The following is a 22115-nucleotide window of genomic DNA, read 5'->3' as shown; positions in this document are numbered from 1 at the left end:
AATATATTATTTTTTAACATCTCTCTCTCCTTTCTATTTGTTTATAAAATATTTAAAAATAGATAATACAATAAAAATTATCAGAATATATTCGCATACTGATGAAATAGAAGAATATAAAATATACATTAATTTTTTTTCATTAGATATTTTTATAAATGATTTTCCTTTTATAATATTCTTAATAAATTTGTCTGAATTTTCTTTTAATTTATATTCTTCCAATAATTCTTGTAATATATAGTAAAAATCAAATTTATAAAATATAGATATATTGCTTAAAATAGGTATAATGTTTGATAATATTAATGAAATCAATATTATATTTTCATATCCTTTTGGTAATATTTTAATTAAAAACATTGTTATTCCTAATAAAAATAAATTCACTTCTATTCCAGCTAATAATATTTCTATTTTTTTTTTCTTTTTTAAAATTTGAGTTCCACAAACAGTTGTATAGGCAACTGGTAACAAATAATAAAGCATTATTCCTATTTCAGGTACATATGCCCCATTATTTTTTGCAACAATAGCATGACCTAATTCATGTAATGCTACTACTATAATCATAAATACAAAAGAAATTATACCTGATTCTATTAGTGAAAAATGTTTTATTGCTTTATAAAAATTTTCAAAGTCAAATTTATATATACCACATATAAAAATTGGTAAACTTACATATTTAATTATATTTGAAAAGACTTTTATTATATTTTTAATTTCATCCATTTTTTTGTCTGGGCAAAATAAAGGAATTTTTATATTACTTATTTTTATTTTTTCATAATCATCCTCTTCTTCATTTAAGATTCCTAATTTATGAAATTCTATTATTAAACTACATATATCATCAATTGTATAGTAATTACATTCTTTTTGTAACTGATTTATACTTCTTCTTCCATCTAATTTTTTAAATACTTTAAATTCTTCCGTTCCCAAAATATATGATTTTTTTTTATTCTTATTAAATATTATTCCTTTATTTTCTTCAGAATCAAATTCTATAATATGTCTTCCTTTAATAGGACAATAATTATGCACATTTATATCTTCTTTATTCATTTGTATCCCCTCATTTTACTTAACTATTCTATTTAATAATAAAACATTCTCATATTTATAAGAAATAATGAGAATGTTTCACCATTAAATAAACCTATACAACTGCTGCTGCTGCTGCTGGAAGCCATACTGCTGCTGCACTTCCAGCAGCAAGTGCTGCTTTTGCTCCAGTTCTCCAATTAACTCCAGTTGGATCTATAATATCTTCTTCAGTTATATTAAATTTAGATGATTTTTTTACCTCATCATCCGTCATTAATCCTAATTTTTTGGAATTTTCCACCAAATCACTCCTTTCTTAAACCTAACAATTATATAACTAAAACTCGCAAAATACTTTTATATTTTAATTATTTTTCAATTATAAAAATACTGATGCAACCCCACCTGCTGCTAAAACAGTTTTTAATACATTAGACCATACAGGAGATGTCATATCCATTTCCTCTTCCTTAAGTACAGAAAATTTTGAAATATCTTCTTCTTCCATTAATCCTAAATTTTCTAAATTATTCATTATAAATCACTTCCTTTCACTAATATAATAAATTAATGCGAGTAGCTACCTTTATTTAATTTAACTAAATATTAACTCTTTCACATCTGACTGCTTAATATAGTTATTTATTTGCCTTCTTCTTAATTCTTTTAATGCTTCCAACATAACTCTTTCTGACTTAAAATTTTCATTTTCTCTCCAATTCGTACAATCAGGATATTGACTTATAAAAAGTTCTGTTTTATTTGAAAACAATCTATCTATATATTGGCACCAATCATTATCATACCAATTTTTTAAGTAATTAATTACTTTATTATGATCTTTAATTTGATCCATTGCAGCTAAATATTTTGACATAATATCTAATTTAATTCTCTCATTAGGCTCAGCACCAAATTTTATAGCATTTTGAAGTGTTAATCTTATATTTTTATAAGCTTCATTATATTCTTCTAATAACACATAACACATAGCCGAAAAATATAATATACCACTATAATATTTTTCAGACGGTAATTCTAAATTTTCAACTTCAGGATAATAAGATTTTAAAGTATTATTCATTGTATTATTAGCAAAATATCCAAAGCAAGCTATTATATATTTACAATTTTTTTTATTTATCAATCTAGGTTCCATTAACAATGAAGTAACAAACGCTCTTGTATTCATTGCTCTAAGTTCAGAATCAGTTCCTAAACGTAATTCTGATAATCCCGGAATAATTATATGAAATGATGGAAATCCTAAATTAGATGAATTCCTAATTAAAACATGATATCCTTCTTTCTTAATCTCATAAATTATACTTTTAAGTAATGATTTGTTATCTATATCTTCAAAATTATTCATAGGAGTAAATTTATAAGAACAATTTTTTCCAAATAATTCATATGGGTATTGTGCTAATCCTGTTTTAAAACTATTTTCAATATTTTTTTCATTATCAACTATTGTATTATAAAAATCTAGTTCACTTCTATTCGCGTATTCAGTTATATCATTTCCTTGGGCAGATTCTGTAAATGCTCGCTCCATTGCTATGCCATAATTAGGATGGCACCCAAGTTTAACTCCATACTTACCAGTATTTTTATTAATTACTACTAATGCTGCTGCAGGATACTTTCCTCCAAATGAACAATCCTTAATAATTGCTCTATATCCTTTTAATTCATTTATTTTTAAAAACATATCATATATATTAGGATATTCTTTTAAATATTTAATTGGAATATCAGGTAAAGTAGGTCTTTCATTGAAAATCCTTTTTTGAGCTATTCTTTCTATAATTTCAGAGAATCCTTGTACTAATGCTTCAGCAACTGTATTACCTGCTGCCATACCATTACTTCCATAAAAATTAAAATATATATGTTTAGGTAAATAATAAATTTTATCATTATAGCAATCATAAAAAGGTAAACACAAGAACTTATTTTCTTTTCCAGTAAGCATATATTCAAATTTATTTATATTTTTAAAATTTTTAACCTTATCATTATATGTACTATTTTCCATTCCTCTTATTGAAAAATAATATTCAATAAATGGATCTTCCTGATTTATTATTTCTTCAGCTGTTAAATATTTAGAATCTGGCTCAATACATATATTTACTTCTTCTTGATTGCTATCATCATCCTGTAATTTTATATAAAAATTTGTGAGCATATTGTTTTGATATCTTTCAAAAAATTCAGCATATGCACTAGCTCTAGCATATTCTTTATTTACTCCTTTTCCATTAGTTCCAATATCAGTGCCTTTAAATGTCAATCTTAAAGAATATGTCCCTATTGAACTTTCTTTTTCCCAATGTTCTTCTAACTCTATATTTATATCACTTAAAATTCCTAGTAATTTCTCTATAGTTTTATCCGGAGTAATTTCTTTAAAATGTTGTTCGTATAATCCCATATAATCAAACCTTTCTTTAAATATACCTAGAGTATATATCTTTTCAAATTTAATTCAACGTTTACATTTAGATGTTAAATAAATTTTTGTATCTGTATATTGAATAATATACTAAACAACTCATTTTATATTACATATTTTTTTAAATATATTACATATTTTTTTGATATCAATAAATATTTATAATATTTTACTTTTAACGCACAAGTTATATTTTTCACCATTAATTAATATAATTTTTATTTTTTTAATTTACTCTTTTATCTTTCTATATCATCAAGTTCATTTTTATATTTACTTTGTATTGTAGTTCTATTTAGTATTTCTAAAAATATTTCAACTTCTTCTGCAAATTTATAAACTTCTTCTTCCAAATTTTTCATTTATTTCCATAATTCTACTCCATATTTTTTATAGTTGTTTCTAGGCTAGATTTTTTAAATTAGTTAATTTAAAAAGGTGTCCCTAGGGAACACCTTTTATTTCTATTTTGTATATTATAATTTAATACCATGAAAATCTAAAATTTCAACCTTTTCAGCCAAATGCTTGTCCACTAATATAAATTACTTACAACTAGTCAAATTTCTCTTTTCTTCTAATTTTATTAATATTTCTTTTATCTTTTCTGACTCCGCATGTCCACTAATTTCTTTACATAAACCTCTAAGATTCATTAGTAAAAAATCTAGCCTTCTAGTTTGATATCCTAACTTTAACTGTTTATAAAATACATTAATAAAGTCATCTTTTATATATCCTTCTGTAATATTTATATAATAATTTTCATCTCTAAAAAAAACTTCTTTTATCTTTTCTAAATCTGGATTCAATAATTCTTTATATTTATTTTTAATAACTAATCCTTTTTTGTTTCTGTTACAATCATAGCAAGCTAACACTAAATCATCTAATTTTCCAGCTAATTCCATAGAGTTAAAAGATGATTCACATATGTAATGATCTACCTCAAAAAGATTATAATCCAAATTATTTATCGAGTTTCCACAATAACTACATTTGTAATTATAAATGTTCATAAATTCTCTTTTGTAATTCCCCTTATTTTCTCTAACTTTATTGTATATTATTTTTACTCTTGGATGCTCTTTTTTTATTCTATTATCCAAGCAACTCTTTTTCACAACTACATCCTTTAATTTTGGACAGTATATAGTGTTCCTATAATCATCTTTCATTTATATCCCTCTGCAATTCTTTAAAAGCTTCAATGATATTATCTATATCATTTTTTGTTAATTCATCATATTTTGAGTCTCCATCTAATGAATTCACTATTTTTTCAATTAAAACCTTATCTATACCTTCATTGCTTTTTAATTTGTTAGCAATATTTCTATATATAAATACGTTATTAGCAGCAGTATCTAATTCTTTTTTCAAATTATCAGAATAATACTTATCTGCACTTATATCCACATCAAACTTATATTTAGAAACAGTACCATATTCTTCTTTTAATTCATTTTGTGTTATAACTATTACCTCAATAAAAGGAAAGACTTTTTTTAAAATCATTTTAAATTCCTCTCCTGAGAATTTTCCATTACTAACTCTATCATTTTCAAACAACTTAGAATCAATTAAAATTATATTTGCTTCTTTTACTAGTTTATCATTTAATAAACTTTCATATCCTTTCTTTGCTTCAAATGTAATTTCATTATATACTTTTTCAAACCTCTTATAATTATACGTTGTTCCAATGTATTTTGATATATTAGCATCTAATTCATCATCAACGTAAATTATATTTATTTTATTCATTCCAATTTCCTCCTACAGTAAATATAATCTTGAACCCATTTTTTCCATCTATATTAATTATCTCACCTCCTGTCATATTTATTGTATTGCTAACAATCCACATTCCAAGACCATGACCATGTTTTCTAGATGTCTCATGCACTTCTAAAATTTTTGTAGGCTTATCAAGATATTTTTTTTCTAATCCTATTCCATTATCTTGATAAGATAGATTTAAAACATTATTAATTAATATAATTTCTATATCTATATATAATTTACTGCTATTTTCATTTTGCTGTATACTATTTAATATCAAATTATCAAATATAACTCTTAGAACATCTTTAGGTATTTTATATATAATTGTTTTTTCTATATTTAAACGTATTCTAATCCAAGAAAAATCTCTTTCCCAAACTTTTTTTATTTCATTTAATAATTCAAATACATTATATTCTTCTGATAAAAATTGCTTTTTCTCAACTTCATCAAGCATAGTATCCATAAAAGAAATTATTTTTTTATTTACTTTCCTATTTTTTTCGATTAATTCTGGAATATTGGAATAAGCATACTTAGTCTTATCTTCAGCATTAATTAAATCCCAAATTTCATATGCTTTCATGGCTTCTATTATAAAATCACAATTTTGTGCTATCTTATTTCTATCATTTTGCATTTCATGTGCTATTGATGTTGCTTTTAATCCAGATGTAGCTAAAACATTTAATATTCTCACATCATATTTATATCTTTTTTCACTGTCAATCATTTCTTTTTTGAAATTTAAATTTTCCTTTTTAAACTCTTTAATTTCAACTATAAATTTATCTACTTCTTCTTTTGATAGATCTTTAATTTTATTTGGATTTCTTATTATTCCTTCTGTCAACTTTCTTTCTTTATTTAAATTTTTATTTAAATTTTTTTTATTAATTTCTCGTATTATATTTTGTCTAAAACCTTCAAACTCAGAAATCCCCACACGCAAAATTTTTGTAAATATTTCATAATATTCATTTTCATTCAATCCTTGTCTATTAGACAAATCTTCTAATACACTATTTTCCCGCTTATCAATGTTTACTATTCCAGCTAATTGATTTTCTCTTACTCTCCATGAACCAGTTGGATGAGTTGCAGCTGCTGGTGATTGTCTTGAACGTTTTCCTAATTCAAGCCAATCTTTTGTCCCATCATAAGATGAAATACTAAATGAATTTCTATATAATATAATACCTTCTTCATATTTTCCTAAAAGATTTTTATATTTATAAAGAAATTTTTCCATTTCAAATTGAGTTGATCCTTTTAACGCAAAGAAAAATTCTGCTGAAAAATCTCCTAATTCAATTAAATGGTTTTTCAATTCATTGTTAGATAAATTTAAATTTTTAACATTTTCTAATTCATCTAATATACTAATACTAGATTCATAACTAGATATATTAACTCCTCCTAAAAATTCAACAGCTTCATCTTTAAATTCATCTGAATCTATTACACATAATAACATCTGTTTTCTAGCCAAATATTTCAAACTTATTTTACTAGTACAATTATATCCTAATATAGGATTTGAAAAATATCTTTTTATAAAATTAGATTCTCCTTGAAAAATTATATTTATTTTCATTAGTTCATCATTATATGTTCTAGATAAATATTTTGCCAATTTATCAATACTAATCTTATTCCATTTATCCCTTAAGTTTTTAATTATTATTTTAGTTCCATAATTTTTGTATGATTTTTCTATATGCAAAGTACTTTCATTCCAATCAGTAATCCATAATATTGCATTATCATAATTATTATTTTTTTGGGAATATAATTCTACATTTTCGCCTAATCTAGATAACGCAAATCTTCCTATTCCTTTTGAACCAGCCAAAATTCTTTTATTATTATCATCATCTAAAATATCATATTTTTTATCACTTTTTCCTACATGCATCCAATGTCGTTTTATATCTTCTGCATTCATTCCATTACCATCATCTTTAATTATTAAGTTACTTCCTTCAAAAATTATATCTATTTGTTTTGCTTTAGCATCAAAAGCATTTTTAACCAACTCAAGAACTGCAGATTCTTTATTAGTAAAATTTTGGATTCCTAATAATTCTGCAATTGTACTATCCTCTATAATATATTTTAACTTTTCCATACAATATTTCATCTCCAATCTAAATTACTCTTGTTAATATTTACAATAATCCATATTCACTCTTAACAAACTTAAATCTATTAATATCATTTGCAGTTATTCTCAGTGAACTTCCACTAGCTGGAGTTCCTATTCTCTTTATATATTCAAAAAACTTATCACTTTCTAATATTTTTTTTGCAATCTCTAAACTATATTCTCCATTCGAAATAATATATATTCCAGAGTATGGTATATCATTGCTTTTTAAATTATAAACATTTACCTTATTGGTTATTACCGTAGAAATTACTAACTTTTTTTTATTCATATTTGAAATTGCCTGGTTACGTCCATACTCAAACCAATTACTATTTAAGTCTGATTTTCTTTTTTGTAAATCTACTTTATTTTCTAAAAGATATTTATATAAGTTCTTATATTTATTTTTTAATTCACTTTCAGAAAATCTTTGTAATTTATTATTCTCAAACTTATATGGAAATATTATATACTCTTTTTTACCAAAAATCATATTTCTTGGACTTATAGCATTTCTTAATATATCGTCTTCTAAATGTAATTTCTCTTTTTTATCATAATTAACTACAAACACATCATTTTTTTGAGTCGCAATAGTTACCCTTGCTTTAAATAATTCTTCAAATTCAATTAAATTTTCAAATGAATCATAATCTCTACTTTCTTCAAATATCCATTTATAACTTAAATTTTCTTTTATAATATTATAGTTTGTTTTATTAGTCATATCTTTATAAATGAAATTATCATTTTTTTTGTTTTTATCAATTAATATTATTGAAGATGATGTTAATGCGTTTTTAAATAATTTTTTGTTTGGATAATCTAATACTTCAACTAAATTTTCAATCATCATATCTCTTAAAGTTTTTCCAAATACGTTCTTAAAAATACTACTAGGAATTAAATACACCATTTTTCCTATGTCATTTAATTTATTTATTGCACTTTCAATAAAAGCATAGCAATAATCAGGTTTTCCCAATTTACAAGTTTCAAAGTTTGTTTTTAAAAAATTTCTCTTCTCTTTATCTAAATTTTTATATGAAATATATGGTGGATTTCCAATAACATAATCAAATTTAATAATAAAATCATATTTTAAACTATCTTCATTAACTATATTCCAGTCAATATTATTAAGACCATGTCTATTTGTAAGATCATTCAAATTATTAATACATATATCATATGTTTCTTTTATCAACTCAACTCCATAAATATCATTTTCTAATCCATTTTTTATCTCCTCATTAGAATATCCTTTTAATTTAGAATCTAAAATATATCTTTCAACTATTGATAATAATATATTTCCCTCACCACAAGAATTTTCTAAGATTTTTTTACCATATAAATTTTTTTTATATCCTAAAATATCTAACATTATATTCACTATTGCATTAGGGGTAAACTGTTGACATCTAAAGTCCATATTCTTCCTCCAACCTTACAAAATTAATTTAATTATAACATATCATCTTTTCTTGATAAAAGCCACCATATTCAACTGGTGTTTTTTTACTAATTCAGGAACATTTTCAATAATAAATGTTAATATTGAAATCTTAATTTTAAAAATCAACTTTCAAAAAAGTACTAAATGTATAAACTATTTTCACTCTAAAATCACCTTATAAGTACTATAACTAAATTGAAACTAAAAAACTTTTTTATATTTTAATATATTTCAAGCACTTTTATTTTCATTTAATATTACATTCATAAAATTACAACTCAACTTCATAACTATTTTCTTTATTTTAAATATTGAATTAGATTCATTATGCAGACTTAATTCTTCTTTTATTTGTATATTAATTTTTTCTAATTCCTTTGCATAAATTTTATTTCCTTTATATTTGACTCTATAAATTCTACATTTTCTATTTTGATACCTTCAAAATCTGAACCATCTAAATTAGTAAAAATAGTAGTGTCTTTTATTATTGTATTTTTAAAATTTACATTTAATTCTTCTGCTATATCTGTTATATCATTTTTGAATTGTTCTTTATCTTCTTCTTTTTTATCCATAATAAAATTTATTTTCTTTATAATTGATTCTTGTTTTACTTTATCTATAGCATTTATAACAATATCATCTTTTATATAATCTTTATCCAATACCACAGAATTATTATATTCTCCTTCAACGCCCGACCATAATGAAAAACCTTTTAAATCTTCTGCTACTTTTCTATTCTTAATTTCTCTATTTTATTATTAATTTTTTCTATATCAAAAGTATTTTTAAAAAACTTTCTAATATTTTCTCCTTTTAGTGAAGCTAAATTCTCTATACTACTTTCTAACTCTTTTATTAGATTTTCCTTATCTATATTTTTCATAAAATAATCTATCCTTTAAATTTTATATTTTAAAAGATATCCATGTGCGGCACCTTTTATTTATTCTTACATCTTAAGTTCGTAATCATTACTTTTTTCTTTATTATTATTTGTTTTTAAACTTACATTAGCTTCATTATGCAGACTTAATTCTTCTTTTATCTGTATATTAATCCTTTCTAATTCTTTTGTATCAATTTTCATTCCTTTTATATTTGAACCTATAAATTCTACATTATCTATTTTGCTGCCTTCAAAATTTGCACCCTCCAAATTTGCAAAAATAGCAGTATCTTTGATTATTGTATTTTTAAAATTAGCTTCTTTTAAGTTTAAATTTAATAATCTTATACCATTTAATTCTTTTCCTTCTAAATTTAATTTCTTTCCACTTTTACCGTTTGTATCAATCCATTCTTCATGATCTCTAGCCATTTTATTTATTTCTCTTTGCTTTATTTCCTTACTCATTGTTTTTCATCTCCCTTTTTATAATCTAAATCATTCTTCAGGAATAAAAAAAGAATTATCAGATTTATTTAATTCACCTGATAATTCCTTTTCAAATGTTTTTTCTATTATTTTTATAAATTCTTTTGCAGCTTCTTTAATTTCTCCTAATAATCTTTTTTTGTTATCTAATGTAATATTTTTACTCCAATTTCTAATATACCTTAAAGAATCATCTTCTCTATCTATATTAAAATAACTTGTTACTGCATAAGCCGTCATTTCAGCTTGATATTCTCTTTCTGGTCTTGTGTGTTCATTTAAATTATCCATTCTATGAAATTTTGAGTGAGCTAATTCATGTATCAATGTTTTTATATTTTGAACTTGACTATTTCTAGGATTTAAATCAACTTCTTTAGTCATTTTGTAAGTAATACCTTTTGCTACTCCAATTTCATTTTTAGGTTCTATTATTTTACTTCCTATTTCTTTTGATATATTTTCTAACGCTTTATAAAATACATTATAATTTTCTATTTCTCCATTTAAAAATTTATTTGGAAATATTTTAGGTAAATCTTTTTCACTTGCATTAGTCTGAGATATATCAAAAACATATCCTTTTTGATACATTAATTTACCTTCAAAAATTTCTATCTTATCATTTTTTATTAATTCATTTTCTTCTTTATTAGCTTTATATATTGCTTTCTCTTTACCATTACTATCTATAAAATAATTACTTAATTTTTTAGGTACTAAAATTCCAATTCCTTTTTCACATTTATTTACTGTAAAACCTTTTTCTTTCCAAAAAGCATATGATCCAACTGCTATTGCTCCCGGAAATTGTTCTTGAATTAAAATTGTATTTCTAAAAGAATAATTATAAAACTTTGACATAAAAGAAAGATACTCCTTTACATCACCAGGAATATCAAAAATATTATCTATTTTTTTATTAGCTTTATTTATTAATTCATCAACTTCTTTTTGCTTTTCTTCTTCACTTTTTTTCTTATATAATCCTGCCATAAAATTATCCTCCTTAATTTTAAATTTACTACAAATAATAAAAACTACCTTAATTTATTTCCTTTAGGTAGTTTTCAAACTATATTTTTAAATTTTTCTTTCATATTTTATTGTATAAATTCTTCTACTCCTTCATCTTCTAAAACAATTACTCCATCTAATGTTTTATTTTTAATATTATATGGAACTATTACAGTTTCTTCTGTTTCAAACATATCCTTTAGTCCAACAATATCTCCTTTACTAGCAGTTAATACTATATTTTCTTTTGTATCTAATGTATAAACTTTAATTTCTGTATCACTAATTATTTCTAAAACTAATGCTAATCCATCAAACATATTTTTCACTCCTTTATTTAATTCTTATTTTATTCCATATATATAACAGTTATCTAATATATAAGGCTCTTTTAATTTATTATTTAATATATTTAATATATTTAATATTTTAGGTATATAATAGTAATTCTTACCATTATCTATACTAATTAATATTTTACTTTTTACTGCCACTTTTCTTTTATAAAATATCTTATTTAAAAATATATTTTTATCTAAAATATATTTTAGTATTTCGTCAGAATCATTCCATACTATATAAATAGTTTTAGTTTCATTATATATTTTCCATAATGACAACTTTTTTAATCTATCCCTCATAGCAACTCTCCCCTTTATTAAAATATAAAAAGTGTCCCCTGGGGACATCTTTTTATAAGTTTAATTCATACTCAATATCATTAGTTTTTTCATTTAAATTATATCTTTCATTCTCAATTTTTTCATGTTCTATTTGATTTTTTATACTATTAAAATCTTTTTTTAAACTTTTCTTAAAAGTATTTAATGCCTTTTGAGTAATAATAGGTTTACTAATTTTATTATCTTTTATATATTTTTTCTTTTCTTCTTCATAAACATATTTTTTTATATTACTTAATGTTGCATTTCCCATTCTTGTATAAAGGTCTTTTATTTTTGTTTCTCTGTAGTTTTTATAATATTCTTTTTTACCTTCACCATATATTTCTTTTAAGTTTTTTTCTTGATTATCTAATAATTTATTTAACTCTTTAAATTCTTCTTTAAAGTTTTCTTCAATAAATTTTGTTGTTATATTATCTAGTAATGGTCTTACTTCATATAAAGTATTGTAATTATAGTACCATTGTTTCTTATCTTTAGGTAGCATCTTTACAATTTTTTTAATATTATTTTTTAATTCTTTATCTTTTTTCAAATCATAGTTTCTAGTTTTATAAACTAATTTTCCTCTTATTACTTCATTTATTTTTTGATATTCTTTATTAAAATCTACTAAAGAATTAGTAAAACTACTTTTCATTGCATTGACTGCACTTAGTTTTCTTTTTCCTCTTTCATCAACTTTATCTAATTGAACACTTCCTACATGAACATGAATATGTTTAGTATTATAGTGAATACTTGATGACCAAAAATATTTTTTGCCACTCTTTTTCTCTAAAGTATCCATAGCTTTTCTTACTGCAATTTGTATTTTTTCTTCATCTAATACTTTTGTTTTACTATCATATAGTCCTTGCTTTTCTAACCACTCATTATCAAAAGAAAAAACATCTTGCCATAAATTACTCTTTTTATCTTGTGCAACTTTAAATATTTTTTTTACTTCTTTTATTTCCTCATCATTTAAACTATCTTTATCTTTAGTAAAAAGAGAACCATCTTTATTTGGGTTTCCCATATAATCATTATATCCTGCATATTCTTCTTTATTTTCTTTTCTTGCTTCTTCTCTATCCATATAATCTACATAATCGTTATAACTTACAACTTCTCCATTTTTCATAACCTTATTTGATAAGACATAATTAGAAGTTAAAATTATTGCTGGTATACTCATAATTAATATTCCTTATATAATTTTTTAGTTCTTTTATTTTTTATAGATCCTTCAATAAATTTCTTAGCAATTTTTACTCCTTCAGTTTCATCTGTATCAGTAGTACATATAAACCCATAATCTTCTTTTAAATATATTCCATTTAGTAATTCTAAGATTATCTTTGAATTTTTATCAGCTTCTCTTGAAGCATATTTTATTCCTACAAGTTCCTTTGAAAATTCTAAAGCAATTTCTTTTGCAAAGAACTTTGCTCTTTCTTCTATAGTTAATGTTTCATTTTCACTATGCTCTCTTATTATTGTTTCTAATGCTTCACTAGGATATTTTAAATGCCTTTCATTTTTAATTTTTTCTATATAATCTAAATTTTCCTTTGTCATTCTATAATGTTTATCTGCCCTAACCATTTTTCATTCCTCCTTATAATTTATTTTTTTATAATAGTTTCAATATCTTCTGATAAAACTTCTTCTGCTAATACCCCCATTACTTTTGAATTATATTCAATAACTTTACTTAACCTATTGATTAAATAAATATAATTATTCTCCATCTTTTTTAGTGGAGCTAACGAAACCATTAACTCCAATTGCTTATTTAGATACTCATTTCTACTTTTATAATTTTGATTTTTCCAATCTTCATCTATCTTTGATATTATATGTTCTGGTACATTTCTAATTAAAATATCATTCATTTTAAATTTAACCTCCTTTTTGTAATCTATAATTAATATAAAATTGAAATTAAAAATACTTACTGGAAATATACCAGTAAGTATTTAGTTAAGAGCATAAGGAAAAACTGCTATCACACAAGGTTATAGGCTAGGCAAAGCCTAGCGTTTAAGTGATATCAAAATAATTTCCATATATACACCTTTGCGACACAACATTACCACAACATCACCACAGAATATACAAGTTATTACCACATAATTTATTGCTATTTTTCTAAGTCTGATTTCTTTTGTTGTAATTTCTCTATCCTTTTTTGTTGTTCTTCTAGTGATTTTAGTAAATTTTCTATATCTATTTTTGTATTATCTATTGTATTATTGTTTTGAGTTATTTTACCTTCTGTATTTTTTATTTCATCTTCAGTTTGATATTTTTCATCACTCTTTTGCTTATCATTATCTGATAAAAGGTTCATTATTAATTTCTTTTTAGTATCTATTTGTCCATTTATATATTTAATTTTATTATTAATATCTTTTATTTCTAAGTCAGTTATTTCAACATTATATCCATTTAAGTTTTCTTCTTTTAACTTACTATCTTCTACAACATCTGATTTATTATTATATATACTTATATTTTTATTCTCATTATTTGAATTACTTTCACTTACTACTAATGCAACTGTATTCCAATTTTTTTTTAAATTGGTAGTTAATATATAATAATTATCACTAACTTTTATTAGTTTACTTTGTATAATCTTTTGAGGATCAGTATCTACTTTAACTTTAACATTTATTGAATCATCACTATTTAATTCATCATTACTAACATATAATATAGCTTGAAATAATCCTGTATCTTTATTATATTTTCTGCTTACTAAATCAATTGTTACACTTTCAAGTGTCATCTTTTGATTTAATTCTGTACTTTTTACATTTATAAAATTCTTATTGAGTAGATAATTAGACGATAAAAAAAAGCCTAATCCAAATATCATTACAACTGTAATTAAATAATATTTAGCAGACTGGCTTTTAAATCTTTTATTTTTAAATTTTTCTATTTTTTCTTTAATATTTTCAACACTCAATTTAACACCTCCATATCGAAATTACTATAAATATTTCTTTAAACAATCTAAATATTTTTTATTTTTAATTTATTATTCTTCTTACCTTTCCATTAAAAACTGATTTATAATATGCACTATTTAAATCAGAAATAGTTACTCCTTTACTAGAACTATCGTGCATAAACTTTCCATAACCTAAGTACAATCCAACATGAGTATCATTACCTACTGTATCAAAAAATATAATATCTCCTCGCTTCATATCTTTCTTATTTACTGACTTTCCTTGTTTTAATAAACTCCAAGTTGTAACACCAGACATATCACCTAATTTAATCCCGGCTTGTGAATAACAATAATAAACGAATGAACTACAATCAAATCTTCCTTTCTTCACATCAGATTCTGTTCTTCCACCACCCCAAACATAAGGTGATTTACCTACCCATTTTTCTCCTGCCTTTATTGCATTTTCTATTGTTTTATTATCTCCCTTTTGACCTGTTCCACTAAGTCCATTACCCCTAAATTCCATTGCATATTGAAAAACTTGATTAGGATAATTGTTCTGTGCATTATTAAAATCTACATTCATACCATAACTCGGACCACCATTATAACAAGCAAATATTCTTTTTAACACTTCAACAAACTTACTATCACTTTCATTTGCATTCCAATTTATTAACTTCATATTCTCAACACTATTATAATTTAAAGACTTTGCTATGCCCTTTTTAAATAAAACATAGTTTGTATAATACAAAGTTTCATATGCTCCAGATAGTATTTGAGCCTTTGGGTCTTTTAAAAATTTGTTCCACATATCGTCAGAAGAAGAAAAACTATATCCAGCTTTTTTATAAAAATCTCCAAGTCCATCTCTCATATAACTTGCCCATAAATCTATTGAACCTTCTGATTTTTGCATTTGCATAATACCATAAGCTCCACCATATTCATCTTTAGGATTAAAATTACTTTCTTGTTTTGCTATAGCTGCCAATACCCAATTAGGAATTCCACTTAATTTTGAAGCTTCATTAAAGTATTCAATATATTCTGTTGGAACACCATTTAATTCTGAATAGCTATTATTATTACTTTTATTTCCTTGTATTGCTCCAATTATAGTAGCGATAAAAGTCAAAAAAAGTATTCCTCCAATTACATTACTTATTCCTAAAATAGCAACTATTCTCTTTAGTAGTTTTTTATAGTCCAATTAATCACCACCTTTAAAGTAGTTTTTTGCAACAAAAAAGAACTAATAGAATTTCTATTAGTTCTTTAATAACTATTTATTTTTTGAAATTATTTATATAACTCTAAAACTTGTGACCTTATATTCACCATTTACTTTTAATAATTGTATTACATATGATGTAGAATCATCTCTTTTTTGATTATGCTTATCTATAACTGTATATATGGGTGTTACTTTTATATATATATATCCATTATCTTCACTATTAACTCTTTCTTCACTTCTTATTCTCAAAATATTTTTTTCTTTTATATCACTATCTTTATCTTTTCCTTTGGTTATAAACATTCCTTGTACATCATTATATATATCCTTTGATACGCAACTTAATGCTTCTTTTTCTCCTTCTTTTGGATTGTTTGAATTATATTCTGTTATTGCTTTTGCAAATTTTCTAGCTACTTCTGAAGCTTCTGATCTATCTTTAACTGGTACTTTACTATCTTTAAGAAGTAAATACTTTTTCATAAGTTCCTGGTCTGACAATCCATTTATTGATTTACTAATATCATTTTTATTTAAACTTTCAGTTTGTTTTTGTTGTTCTACTTTAATATTATTAGCTTCTTTATCTCTATTTGATTTTACTACTGAATAACCTATAGCTCCTAAAATTATAACTACTATAATTCCACCCATTATTACTTTTTTCTTCATAACTTCACTTCCCTTATTATCTTTAGTAGTGCCTTTATTATATTTTATACACCACCTGCAAACAATTTTTCTTCTTCTTTTGATATTTCTATATTAAATCTTATATTACCAATTCCATTTATAATTAGCATACATTCTCCTTCATCATAAAGTGGTATATCTTCTATTTCACTTTCTGTAAGTTGATTTTTAAATGTTTTTTCCATAGCTTCTTTTACATTATTATCTTGTTGCATTATAAATTTATATTGAGTAAGTTCAAAAAGAGTTGCTATTTTTTCTGTAATATTTTTAACCATATCACCATTCCCTTTAGGTACTAAATCACCTAATGTATGTGTTGCATAAATTAAACCAGCAAAATATTTTCTAGCTTCTCTTACAAAGTTAATAAAATAATCTACTGCATATTCATTATTGGAATTAATATATTTATGTGCTTCATCTACAAATGCTAAAAACTTTTTCGCTTCCCATAAAGTTACTTCTCCATTATCATATTTTCTTTTTTCTATTACACCTTGTTTTAATGCTTCATTCCAAATCATAGTTAATACATTAAAAATCTGTGCATTAAAAACATTGGATTTAAGTTGAGATAAATTTCTTACTTCATAACTTATTATTTGTTCTGATGATACATCTTCAAGTGTTGAGTGACCATTAAATAAACTTCCATATCCATCTATTGTAGCAGTTATAGTTGTAATTATAGTTTCTATTTTTTCTATTCTTGATTGACTAAGATTATTTTTTAATATTTTATTTTTTACATCATCATACAATTCTCTTTCTAAAAAATCTAAAAAATCTTCCATTATTGGATATTCATTTGCCTTAAAAGATGTACAACTATCTTTTGTTATTCCATTATTTCTATAAAATTCATTTACTAATCTTTCAAATTCACTTATTATAGCATTATCATAATTATTAGATAAGAATTGATACATCATAGTAAGCTTACTTAATTGAAACATATAACTTAATTCTTCTAAAACCTCATTTGTTTCAGTATCAACCATAGTAGCAAATACTTGAAATGGATTTATCATACCTTCTGTTCCATCTAATTTTATAACCTTTCCCCCTCGTTTAAGAACAAGTTTTCTAAATTCTCCAGATAAATCTAATACTCTTATTGTATTTCCGATAATAGCATTATCATCTAATAATTTTTTTAATGTAGTTGATTTACCAGCTCCAGTAAGTCCAACTAATAAAGCATTAAATGATTTTCTTTTATTATTTTTAGTAAACAAATCAAATATTACATTTCCACCTGTTTTAGTGTAACCTAAATATCTTCCAGTCGGATCACATAATTCAACAAAATGAAAAGGATAGCCACCTGCTAGTGAATATCCTTGAATTGGTTGTTCAATAATTTTATTTTTAAGTTTATTTTGTAATGAAATTGACAAAAATAAAGATTTCCATTCTTCTTCTTGTTCATTTAAAAATACTGCTCCTTTAAATGTTAAAGTTTCTAGCTGATTCAAAATCCCCTTAACTTTGTCATCTAATTCTTTTAGTGTTTTTGCATAAACATAATATCTAACAATAATATATTTAACTACTTCATTATGCTTTACAATATCATTTGTTAATTCTGCTAAGTCCTGAACTTTACCTGTAGCTTTTATTGCTTCAACATTATCTTTTTCATCCTGCCTTTGTCTATTTTCAGCAAGTGCTTTATTTAATTTAGAATTTATTTTTGACATATCAGCAGTTCTAATATCAACTGTAGTAACTACATCATTGCTAATATTAGATAGTGCATTAAGCCAAAAATCTTCGCAAGTTGTTGGAAAATCATAAACGTGTATACACGCTTCGTATCCATCACCCTTCTTTATATAATTTTCTTTAAAACTAATTCCACCGCAAGGTTGTACTAAATTTATAAAATGTGGATTATATTTATATTTTATTTTCTCCATATACAAAATTCCTTTCTTAATTAAATTTATCTAAAAAGGTGTCCCCCGGGGACACTCTTTAATATTTAAACTATTATACAAAATACGCCTATTAAAACCAATGAATAAAATATTTTACTAAATATACTTTTTTCTTTCTCACTAAACCTTTCTTCATTTTTAAGAAATATACAATATATAATACTTGTTATTATCCCAATATATCCGCTTAAATCCCCCCATATACAAGTATTAATAATAAATATATAATTATCGTTATTATTTTTTTTAAATCAAATTTATTTTCCTCCATAAATTCATCCTCTAATAACATTATTACATTAACTTTGAATTAAGATTATGCAATTTACATAGTATTTTTAATTTCTTTTCTAAATCTAATTCTATTAAATTAAAGTTTCTTTTTAAACATTGTTCAAGTGAATTTCTTTCTACTTCTAAATTTGCATTATCATCATAAAAAGTTTCTAAATAATATTCTGTATTTGTTTTATCTTTTTCTAGTATTTTAAGTTCTTCTAACTTTCTTTCTAGCTGCTCTTTAAATAATTTGTTTTTACAATTATTTATTTTTTCTAATAAGTTTTGTTGCTGCACTGCTGTACTAACCGGGAAATTCATAATTACTATTTTATAATCTTTATTATATGCTCTTATAAAAGAAGAAAAATCATTTATTATTCTTAATTGTTCAATATCATTTAAAGCAATTATATTTATTCCAACTATTTGATATAAATTCAAATATCCATTTTTAGTTTTAATGAAATTATCGCCTTGCACTTCATCTGTTACATCTAAAACTTGCATTTCTTCAAGTACATTTGAAGGTATCTTTTTTAACAATTCTTTTTCTTTCTTTTCTTCTGCTTTTAGTTTTTTTCTTTCTGCTTTTAACTCCTTTTTCTCTATCTTGCTTAATTTTTTCTTTTTCTCTTTTGTATTTTCTATGTTATTTTTTATTTTTATATCTTCAAATTTTTTAAAAGCCATCTCGTTCACCTTCAATCTTTTTTATTTTTACTCATTTCATAACTACTAAGTTTTTCTAACAACTTAATATATTTTAATGATTTTATATATTTATCTAGTAAAACTATTATCACAATAGTTTCGAATATAACTGCTATAAATAATGCACTAATTAATCCATATATCATTATTCTTTATTTCTCCCTTATAAAAAAGATGTCCCCCGGGGACACCTTTTATTCATAAAATCTTCTATATACATATCTATTTCTCGATATTGCATAATATATAGATTGTAAGTTCCTTCTTTTTGGATTTGTTCTACTTTTGCCAGTTAAATATACTAATGAAAAAAAACAGAATATAAAATAAGCAGCCTTAAATATCAATGTATCATATACTAAAAAACTAAATATAACCGCTATAACCATTCCTATTCCAATAAACCCTAAATCAAATAAAGTTATATTAGTCATAAATAATGGTTCATGGTTCAAATCCTTAATTATTTTATATTGCATTATTTTTATTCCCCTTTCCTTTTATATTCCATTTATTTTGATTTCCAATATTATAATTTTTATTTTTAACATTATTAATATTAGGTGAATTACTACCTTTTATATTAAAATTATTTCTACTATTTATATTTGAATTACCTGGTGTTGATTTGCTAGTAACATTATTATTAATGTTGCTATTACTAGCTTTATTTCCTTGATTACTAGATTCATTTGCCTTATTATTAAAATCTTTCTTTAAATTTGCAGTATTAGGTGACTTTGAATTATCATGTATCGGAGTTCCTTTATTTGTATTTATATTATTATTTGAATTATCATATACGCCTTTACCAGTATTGTTGTTATTTCCATTATTATTGTTATTATTAATATTTTGATTATTACTTACATTATCTCCAGCTTTATTATATATACCATTGTTTCTACTAGTATTTTCACTCTTATTATTACTTTTATTTGTACTGCTATTATTATTCATATTAGTGCCATTATTTTTATTATTAGATGTTGAATTATTACTATTTTGACTTGTGGTATTGTTTGTATTACTGTTATTTTCGCTATTCTCATTTCCATAAATACCACCATTATTTGATGAATCTTTTCCTTTATCAGATAAACTTCTAAAAGCGTTTTTACCATTTGCAAATCCCTTTTTAGCTAATCTTCCAGCACCCATTAAAGCTCTACCTGCACCTTTAACTCCTTCATATCCAGCTAAAACTGAAGCCCAATTAGATTTAACACCAGCATCTATTCCAAGTATCCTTTCAACTATATCTGGAGCATCAATTACTTTCCATGAAACACCTGCCAGTACAACTAAATTTAAAATACTATAACTTTCAAGTTTATTACCTAAAAATGCTACAAAAACAACATACATTTTAAGTAATACTGATGTTACCATTAAAACTGCAAATGATGATACTATATCCATTATTATAGCTTTTAGTTTCCTTCCATCACTAATATCTGCCATTGCTAATAATGTAGCAAATATCTTTTTAAATCCAAGTTCAAATATTATTCCAGCAACCTTTAAAGCTATACATAAAAGTGTTATTCCTGTTATTGCTAAAGAAAATATTATAATTAGAAAATTTGCATTATATCTATAATATCCTTCCTCAAACATTCCAAAGAAACCTTTATCTAAATCTACAAGTTTTTCATTTCCCTTTTCATCTCTACTTAATTTTTGTTTAAATACATCTTTAAAATCTTTATTATTTATTTTACTAGCATCTAATTGTTCATTTATATCTATATTCATTATATCTTTTACTGGAATATCATTCTTTTTATTACCTATTTTAAAGTCTGCTCTATCTAAATAATATAGATCACTTACATTATCCTTTACTATTCCCTTAGCACTTGACTGCTGCTCTGATATATTATAGCTTACAAACATTTGTGTTAAATCTCCAAGCTTTGTCATAAAAAGCGGTAATGCTATTATAACCATTGCTGATATTAAAATATTCGTTGGTATTTCGCTTCTATCCTTTTTCTTCTGTAGCATTATAGAATATCCTAAAAATAATAGTGCTAAAACAAGTATTCCAAATATAAGTGGTTTATAAGCATTTAATAAATCATTAACTCCTTTTGAATCAAAGAAATCATTAAAACTATATACTTTAGTTGCTACCTTTTCTAATCCATCAACTAAAGATACAAGTCCACTTATTATCCACCAACCAATCTTTCTTAATCCATCTGCAAATACTCCCATAGGTGATAACACATGATTTTCTATAAGCATTTTTATAAATTCTATATCTGTCAATATTCTAAAC

At 23.6% G+C, this 22115-nt stretch carries 26 protein-coding genes; all 26 read right to left on the bottom strand.

Annotation, left to right across the window (positions count from 1 at the left end):
- Positions 1-33: 33 nt before the first annotated feature.
- Entirely contained in the window at positions 34-1071 is a 1038-nt protein-coding gene (locus J2S18_RS07770; RefSeq protein ID WP_307485368.1) for a site-2 protease family protein, read from the bottom strand.
- A 94-nt stretch (positions 1072-1165) separates the two neighbouring features.
- Entirely contained in the window at positions 1166-1354 is a 189-nt protein-coding gene (locus J2S18_RS07765) for a hypothetical protein (RefSeq protein WP_307485365.1), read from the bottom strand.
- A gap of 78 nt (positions 1355-1432) precedes the next feature.
- Positions 1433-1588 carry a hypothetical protein gene (locus J2S18_RS07760; protein WP_307485362.1) on the bottom strand — a complete coding sequence of 52 codons (156 nt, stop codon included), beginning with the start codon at positions 1586-1588 and terminating at the stop codon, positions 1433-1435.
- A 60-nt stretch (positions 1589-1648) separates the two neighbouring features.
- Complete coding sequence (locus J2S18_RS07755) at positions 1649-3493, bottom strand: YcaO-like family protein (RefSeq protein WP_307485360.1); 1845 nt, start codon at positions 3491-3493, stop codon at positions 1649-1651.
- 260 nt (positions 3494-3753) lie between these two features.
- The gene (locus J2S18_RS07750; RefSeq protein WP_307485358.1) at positions 3754-3876 is read right to left on the bottom strand and encodes a hypothetical protein; all 123 of its coding nucleotides are present in this window, start codon (positions 3874-3876) and stop codon (positions 3754-3756) included.
- Positions 3877-4059: 183 nt separating this feature from the next.
- On the bottom strand, positions 4060-4692 hold the full coding sequence (locus J2S18_RS07745; protein ID WP_307485355.1) for an HNH endonuclease: 633 nt from the start codon (positions 4690-4692) through the stop codon (positions 4060-4062).
- On the bottom strand, positions 4682-5281 hold the full coding sequence (locus tag J2S18_RS07740) for a hypothetical protein (protein WP_307485352.1): 600 nt from the start codon (positions 5279-5281) through the stop codon (positions 4682-4684). Before J2S18_RS07740 ends, J2S18_RS07745 begins: the two co-directional genes overlap by 11 nt.
- Positions 5274-7433 carry an ATP-binding protein gene (locus J2S18_RS07735; protein ID WP_307485349.1) on the bottom strand — a complete coding sequence of 720 codons (2160 nt, stop codon included), beginning with the start codon at positions 7431-7433 and terminating at the stop codon, positions 5274-5276. Before J2S18_RS07735 ends, J2S18_RS07740 begins: the two co-directional genes overlap by 8 nt.
- A gap of 40 nt (positions 7434-7473) precedes the next feature.
- On the bottom strand, positions 7474-8889 hold the full coding sequence (locus J2S18_RS07730) for an HsdM family class I SAM-dependent methyltransferase (RefSeq protein WP_307485347.1): 1416 nt from the start codon (positions 8887-8889) through the stop codon (positions 7474-7476).
- 392 nt (positions 8890-9281) lie between these two features.
- Entirely contained in the window at positions 9282-9587 is a 306-nt protein-coding gene (locus tag J2S18_RS07725; protein WP_307485344.1) for a hypothetical protein, read from the bottom strand.
- Positions 9588-9646: 59 nt separating this feature from the next.
- Entirely contained in the window at positions 9647-9805 is a 159-nt protein-coding gene (locus J2S18_RS07720; RefSeq protein ID WP_307485342.1) for a hypothetical protein, read from the bottom strand.
- 66 nt (positions 9806-9871) lie between these two features.
- Entirely contained in the window at positions 9872-10276 is a 405-nt protein-coding gene (locus tag J2S18_RS07715; RefSeq protein WP_307485340.1) for a pentapeptide repeat-containing protein, read from the bottom strand.
- A 30-nt stretch (positions 10277-10306) separates the two neighbouring features.
- The gene (locus J2S18_RS07710) at positions 10307-11293 is read right to left on the bottom strand and encodes an ImmA/IrrE family metallo-endopeptidase (protein ID WP_307485338.1); all 987 of its coding nucleotides are present in this window, start codon (positions 11291-11293) and stop codon (positions 10307-10309) included.
- Between the two features lie 107 nt (positions 11294-11400).
- Entirely contained in the window at positions 11401-11634 is a 234-nt protein-coding gene (locus J2S18_RS07705; protein ID WP_307485335.1) for a hypothetical protein, read from the bottom strand.
- Between the two features lie 24 nt (positions 11635-11658).
- Positions 11659-11955: a hypothetical protein gene (locus tag J2S18_RS07700; RefSeq protein WP_307485333.1), complete on the bottom strand. Its 297-nt coding sequence runs from the start codon at positions 11953-11955 to the stop codon at positions 11659-11661.
- A gap of 52 nt (positions 11956-12007) precedes the next feature.
- Positions 12008-13180 (bottom strand): MobP2 family relaxase, encoded by a 1173-nt coding sequence (mobP2, locus tag J2S18_RS07695; protein WP_307485332.1) that lies wholly within the window; start codon positions 13178-13180, stop codon positions 12008-12010.
- 2 nt (positions 13181-13182) lie between these two features.
- Entirely contained in the window at positions 13183-13590 is a 408-nt protein-coding gene (locus J2S18_RS07690; RefSeq protein ID WP_307485330.1) for a hypothetical protein, read from the bottom strand.
- Positions 13591-13610: 20 nt separating this feature from the next.
- Positions 13611-13880, bottom strand: a complete 270-nt coding sequence (locus J2S18_RS07685; protein WP_307485328.1) for a hypothetical protein — start codon at positions 13878-13880, stop codon at positions 13611-13613.
- A 248-nt stretch (positions 13881-14128) separates the two neighbouring features.
- Positions 14129-14962 carry a hypothetical protein gene (locus J2S18_RS07680; RefSeq protein WP_307485327.1) on the bottom strand — a complete coding sequence of 278 codons (834 nt, stop codon included), beginning with the start codon at positions 14960-14962 and terminating at the stop codon, positions 14129-14131.
- 64 nt (positions 14963-15026) lie between these two features.
- Positions 15027-16169: a C40 family peptidase gene (locus J2S18_RS07675; RefSeq protein WP_307485326.1), complete on the bottom strand. Its 1143-nt coding sequence runs from the start codon at positions 16167-16169 to the stop codon at positions 15027-15029.
- A gap of 93 nt (positions 16170-16262) precedes the next feature.
- The gene (locus tag J2S18_RS07670; RefSeq protein ID WP_307485323.1) at positions 16263-16868 is read right to left on the bottom strand and encodes a hypothetical protein; all 606 of its coding nucleotides are present in this window, start codon (positions 16866-16868) and stop codon (positions 16263-16265) included.
- Between the two features lie 44 nt (positions 16869-16912).
- Positions 16913-18814, bottom strand: coding sequence for a VirB4 family type IV secretion system protein (locus tag J2S18_RS07665; RefSeq protein ID WP_307485321.1), 1902 nt, complete (start codon positions 18812-18814; stop codon positions 16913-16915).
- 315 nt (positions 18815-19129) lie between these two features.
- Positions 19130-19807, bottom strand: a complete 678-nt coding sequence (locus J2S18_RS07660) for a TraC-like domain-containing protein (protein WP_307485319.1) — start codon at positions 19805-19807, stop codon at positions 19130-19132.
- An 11-nt stretch (positions 19808-19818) separates the two neighbouring features.
- Positions 19819-19974, bottom strand: a complete 156-nt coding sequence (locus J2S18_RS07655) for a hypothetical protein (protein ID WP_307485317.1) — start codon at positions 19972-19974, stop codon at positions 19819-19821.
- Positions 19975-20022: 48 nt separating this feature from the next.
- A complete protein-coding gene (locus J2S18_RS07650; protein ID WP_307485315.1) occupies positions 20023-20307 on the bottom strand; it encodes a DUF5592 family protein in 285 nt (94 codons plus the stop codon).
- The gene (locus tag J2S18_RS07645; protein WP_307485313.1) at positions 20297-22105 is read right to left on the bottom strand and encodes a pLS20_p028 family conjugation system transmembrane protein; all 1809 of its coding nucleotides are present in this window, start codon (positions 22103-22105) and stop codon (positions 20297-20299) included. The genes J2S18_RS07650 and J2S18_RS07645 overlap by 11 nt, the downstream gene beginning before the upstream one ends.
- Positions 22106-22115: the final 10 nt, after the last annotated feature.

The sequence above is a fragment of the Eubacterium multiforme genome (genome assembly GCF_030813415.1).
GTDB classification, from domain to species: Bacteria; Bacillota; Clostridia; order Clostridiales; family Clostridiaceae; genus Clostridium; species Clostridium multiforme.
The sequence above is the reverse complement of the archived record's forward strand: the minus strand, read 5'-3'. Positions and strand labels throughout refer to the sequence as shown.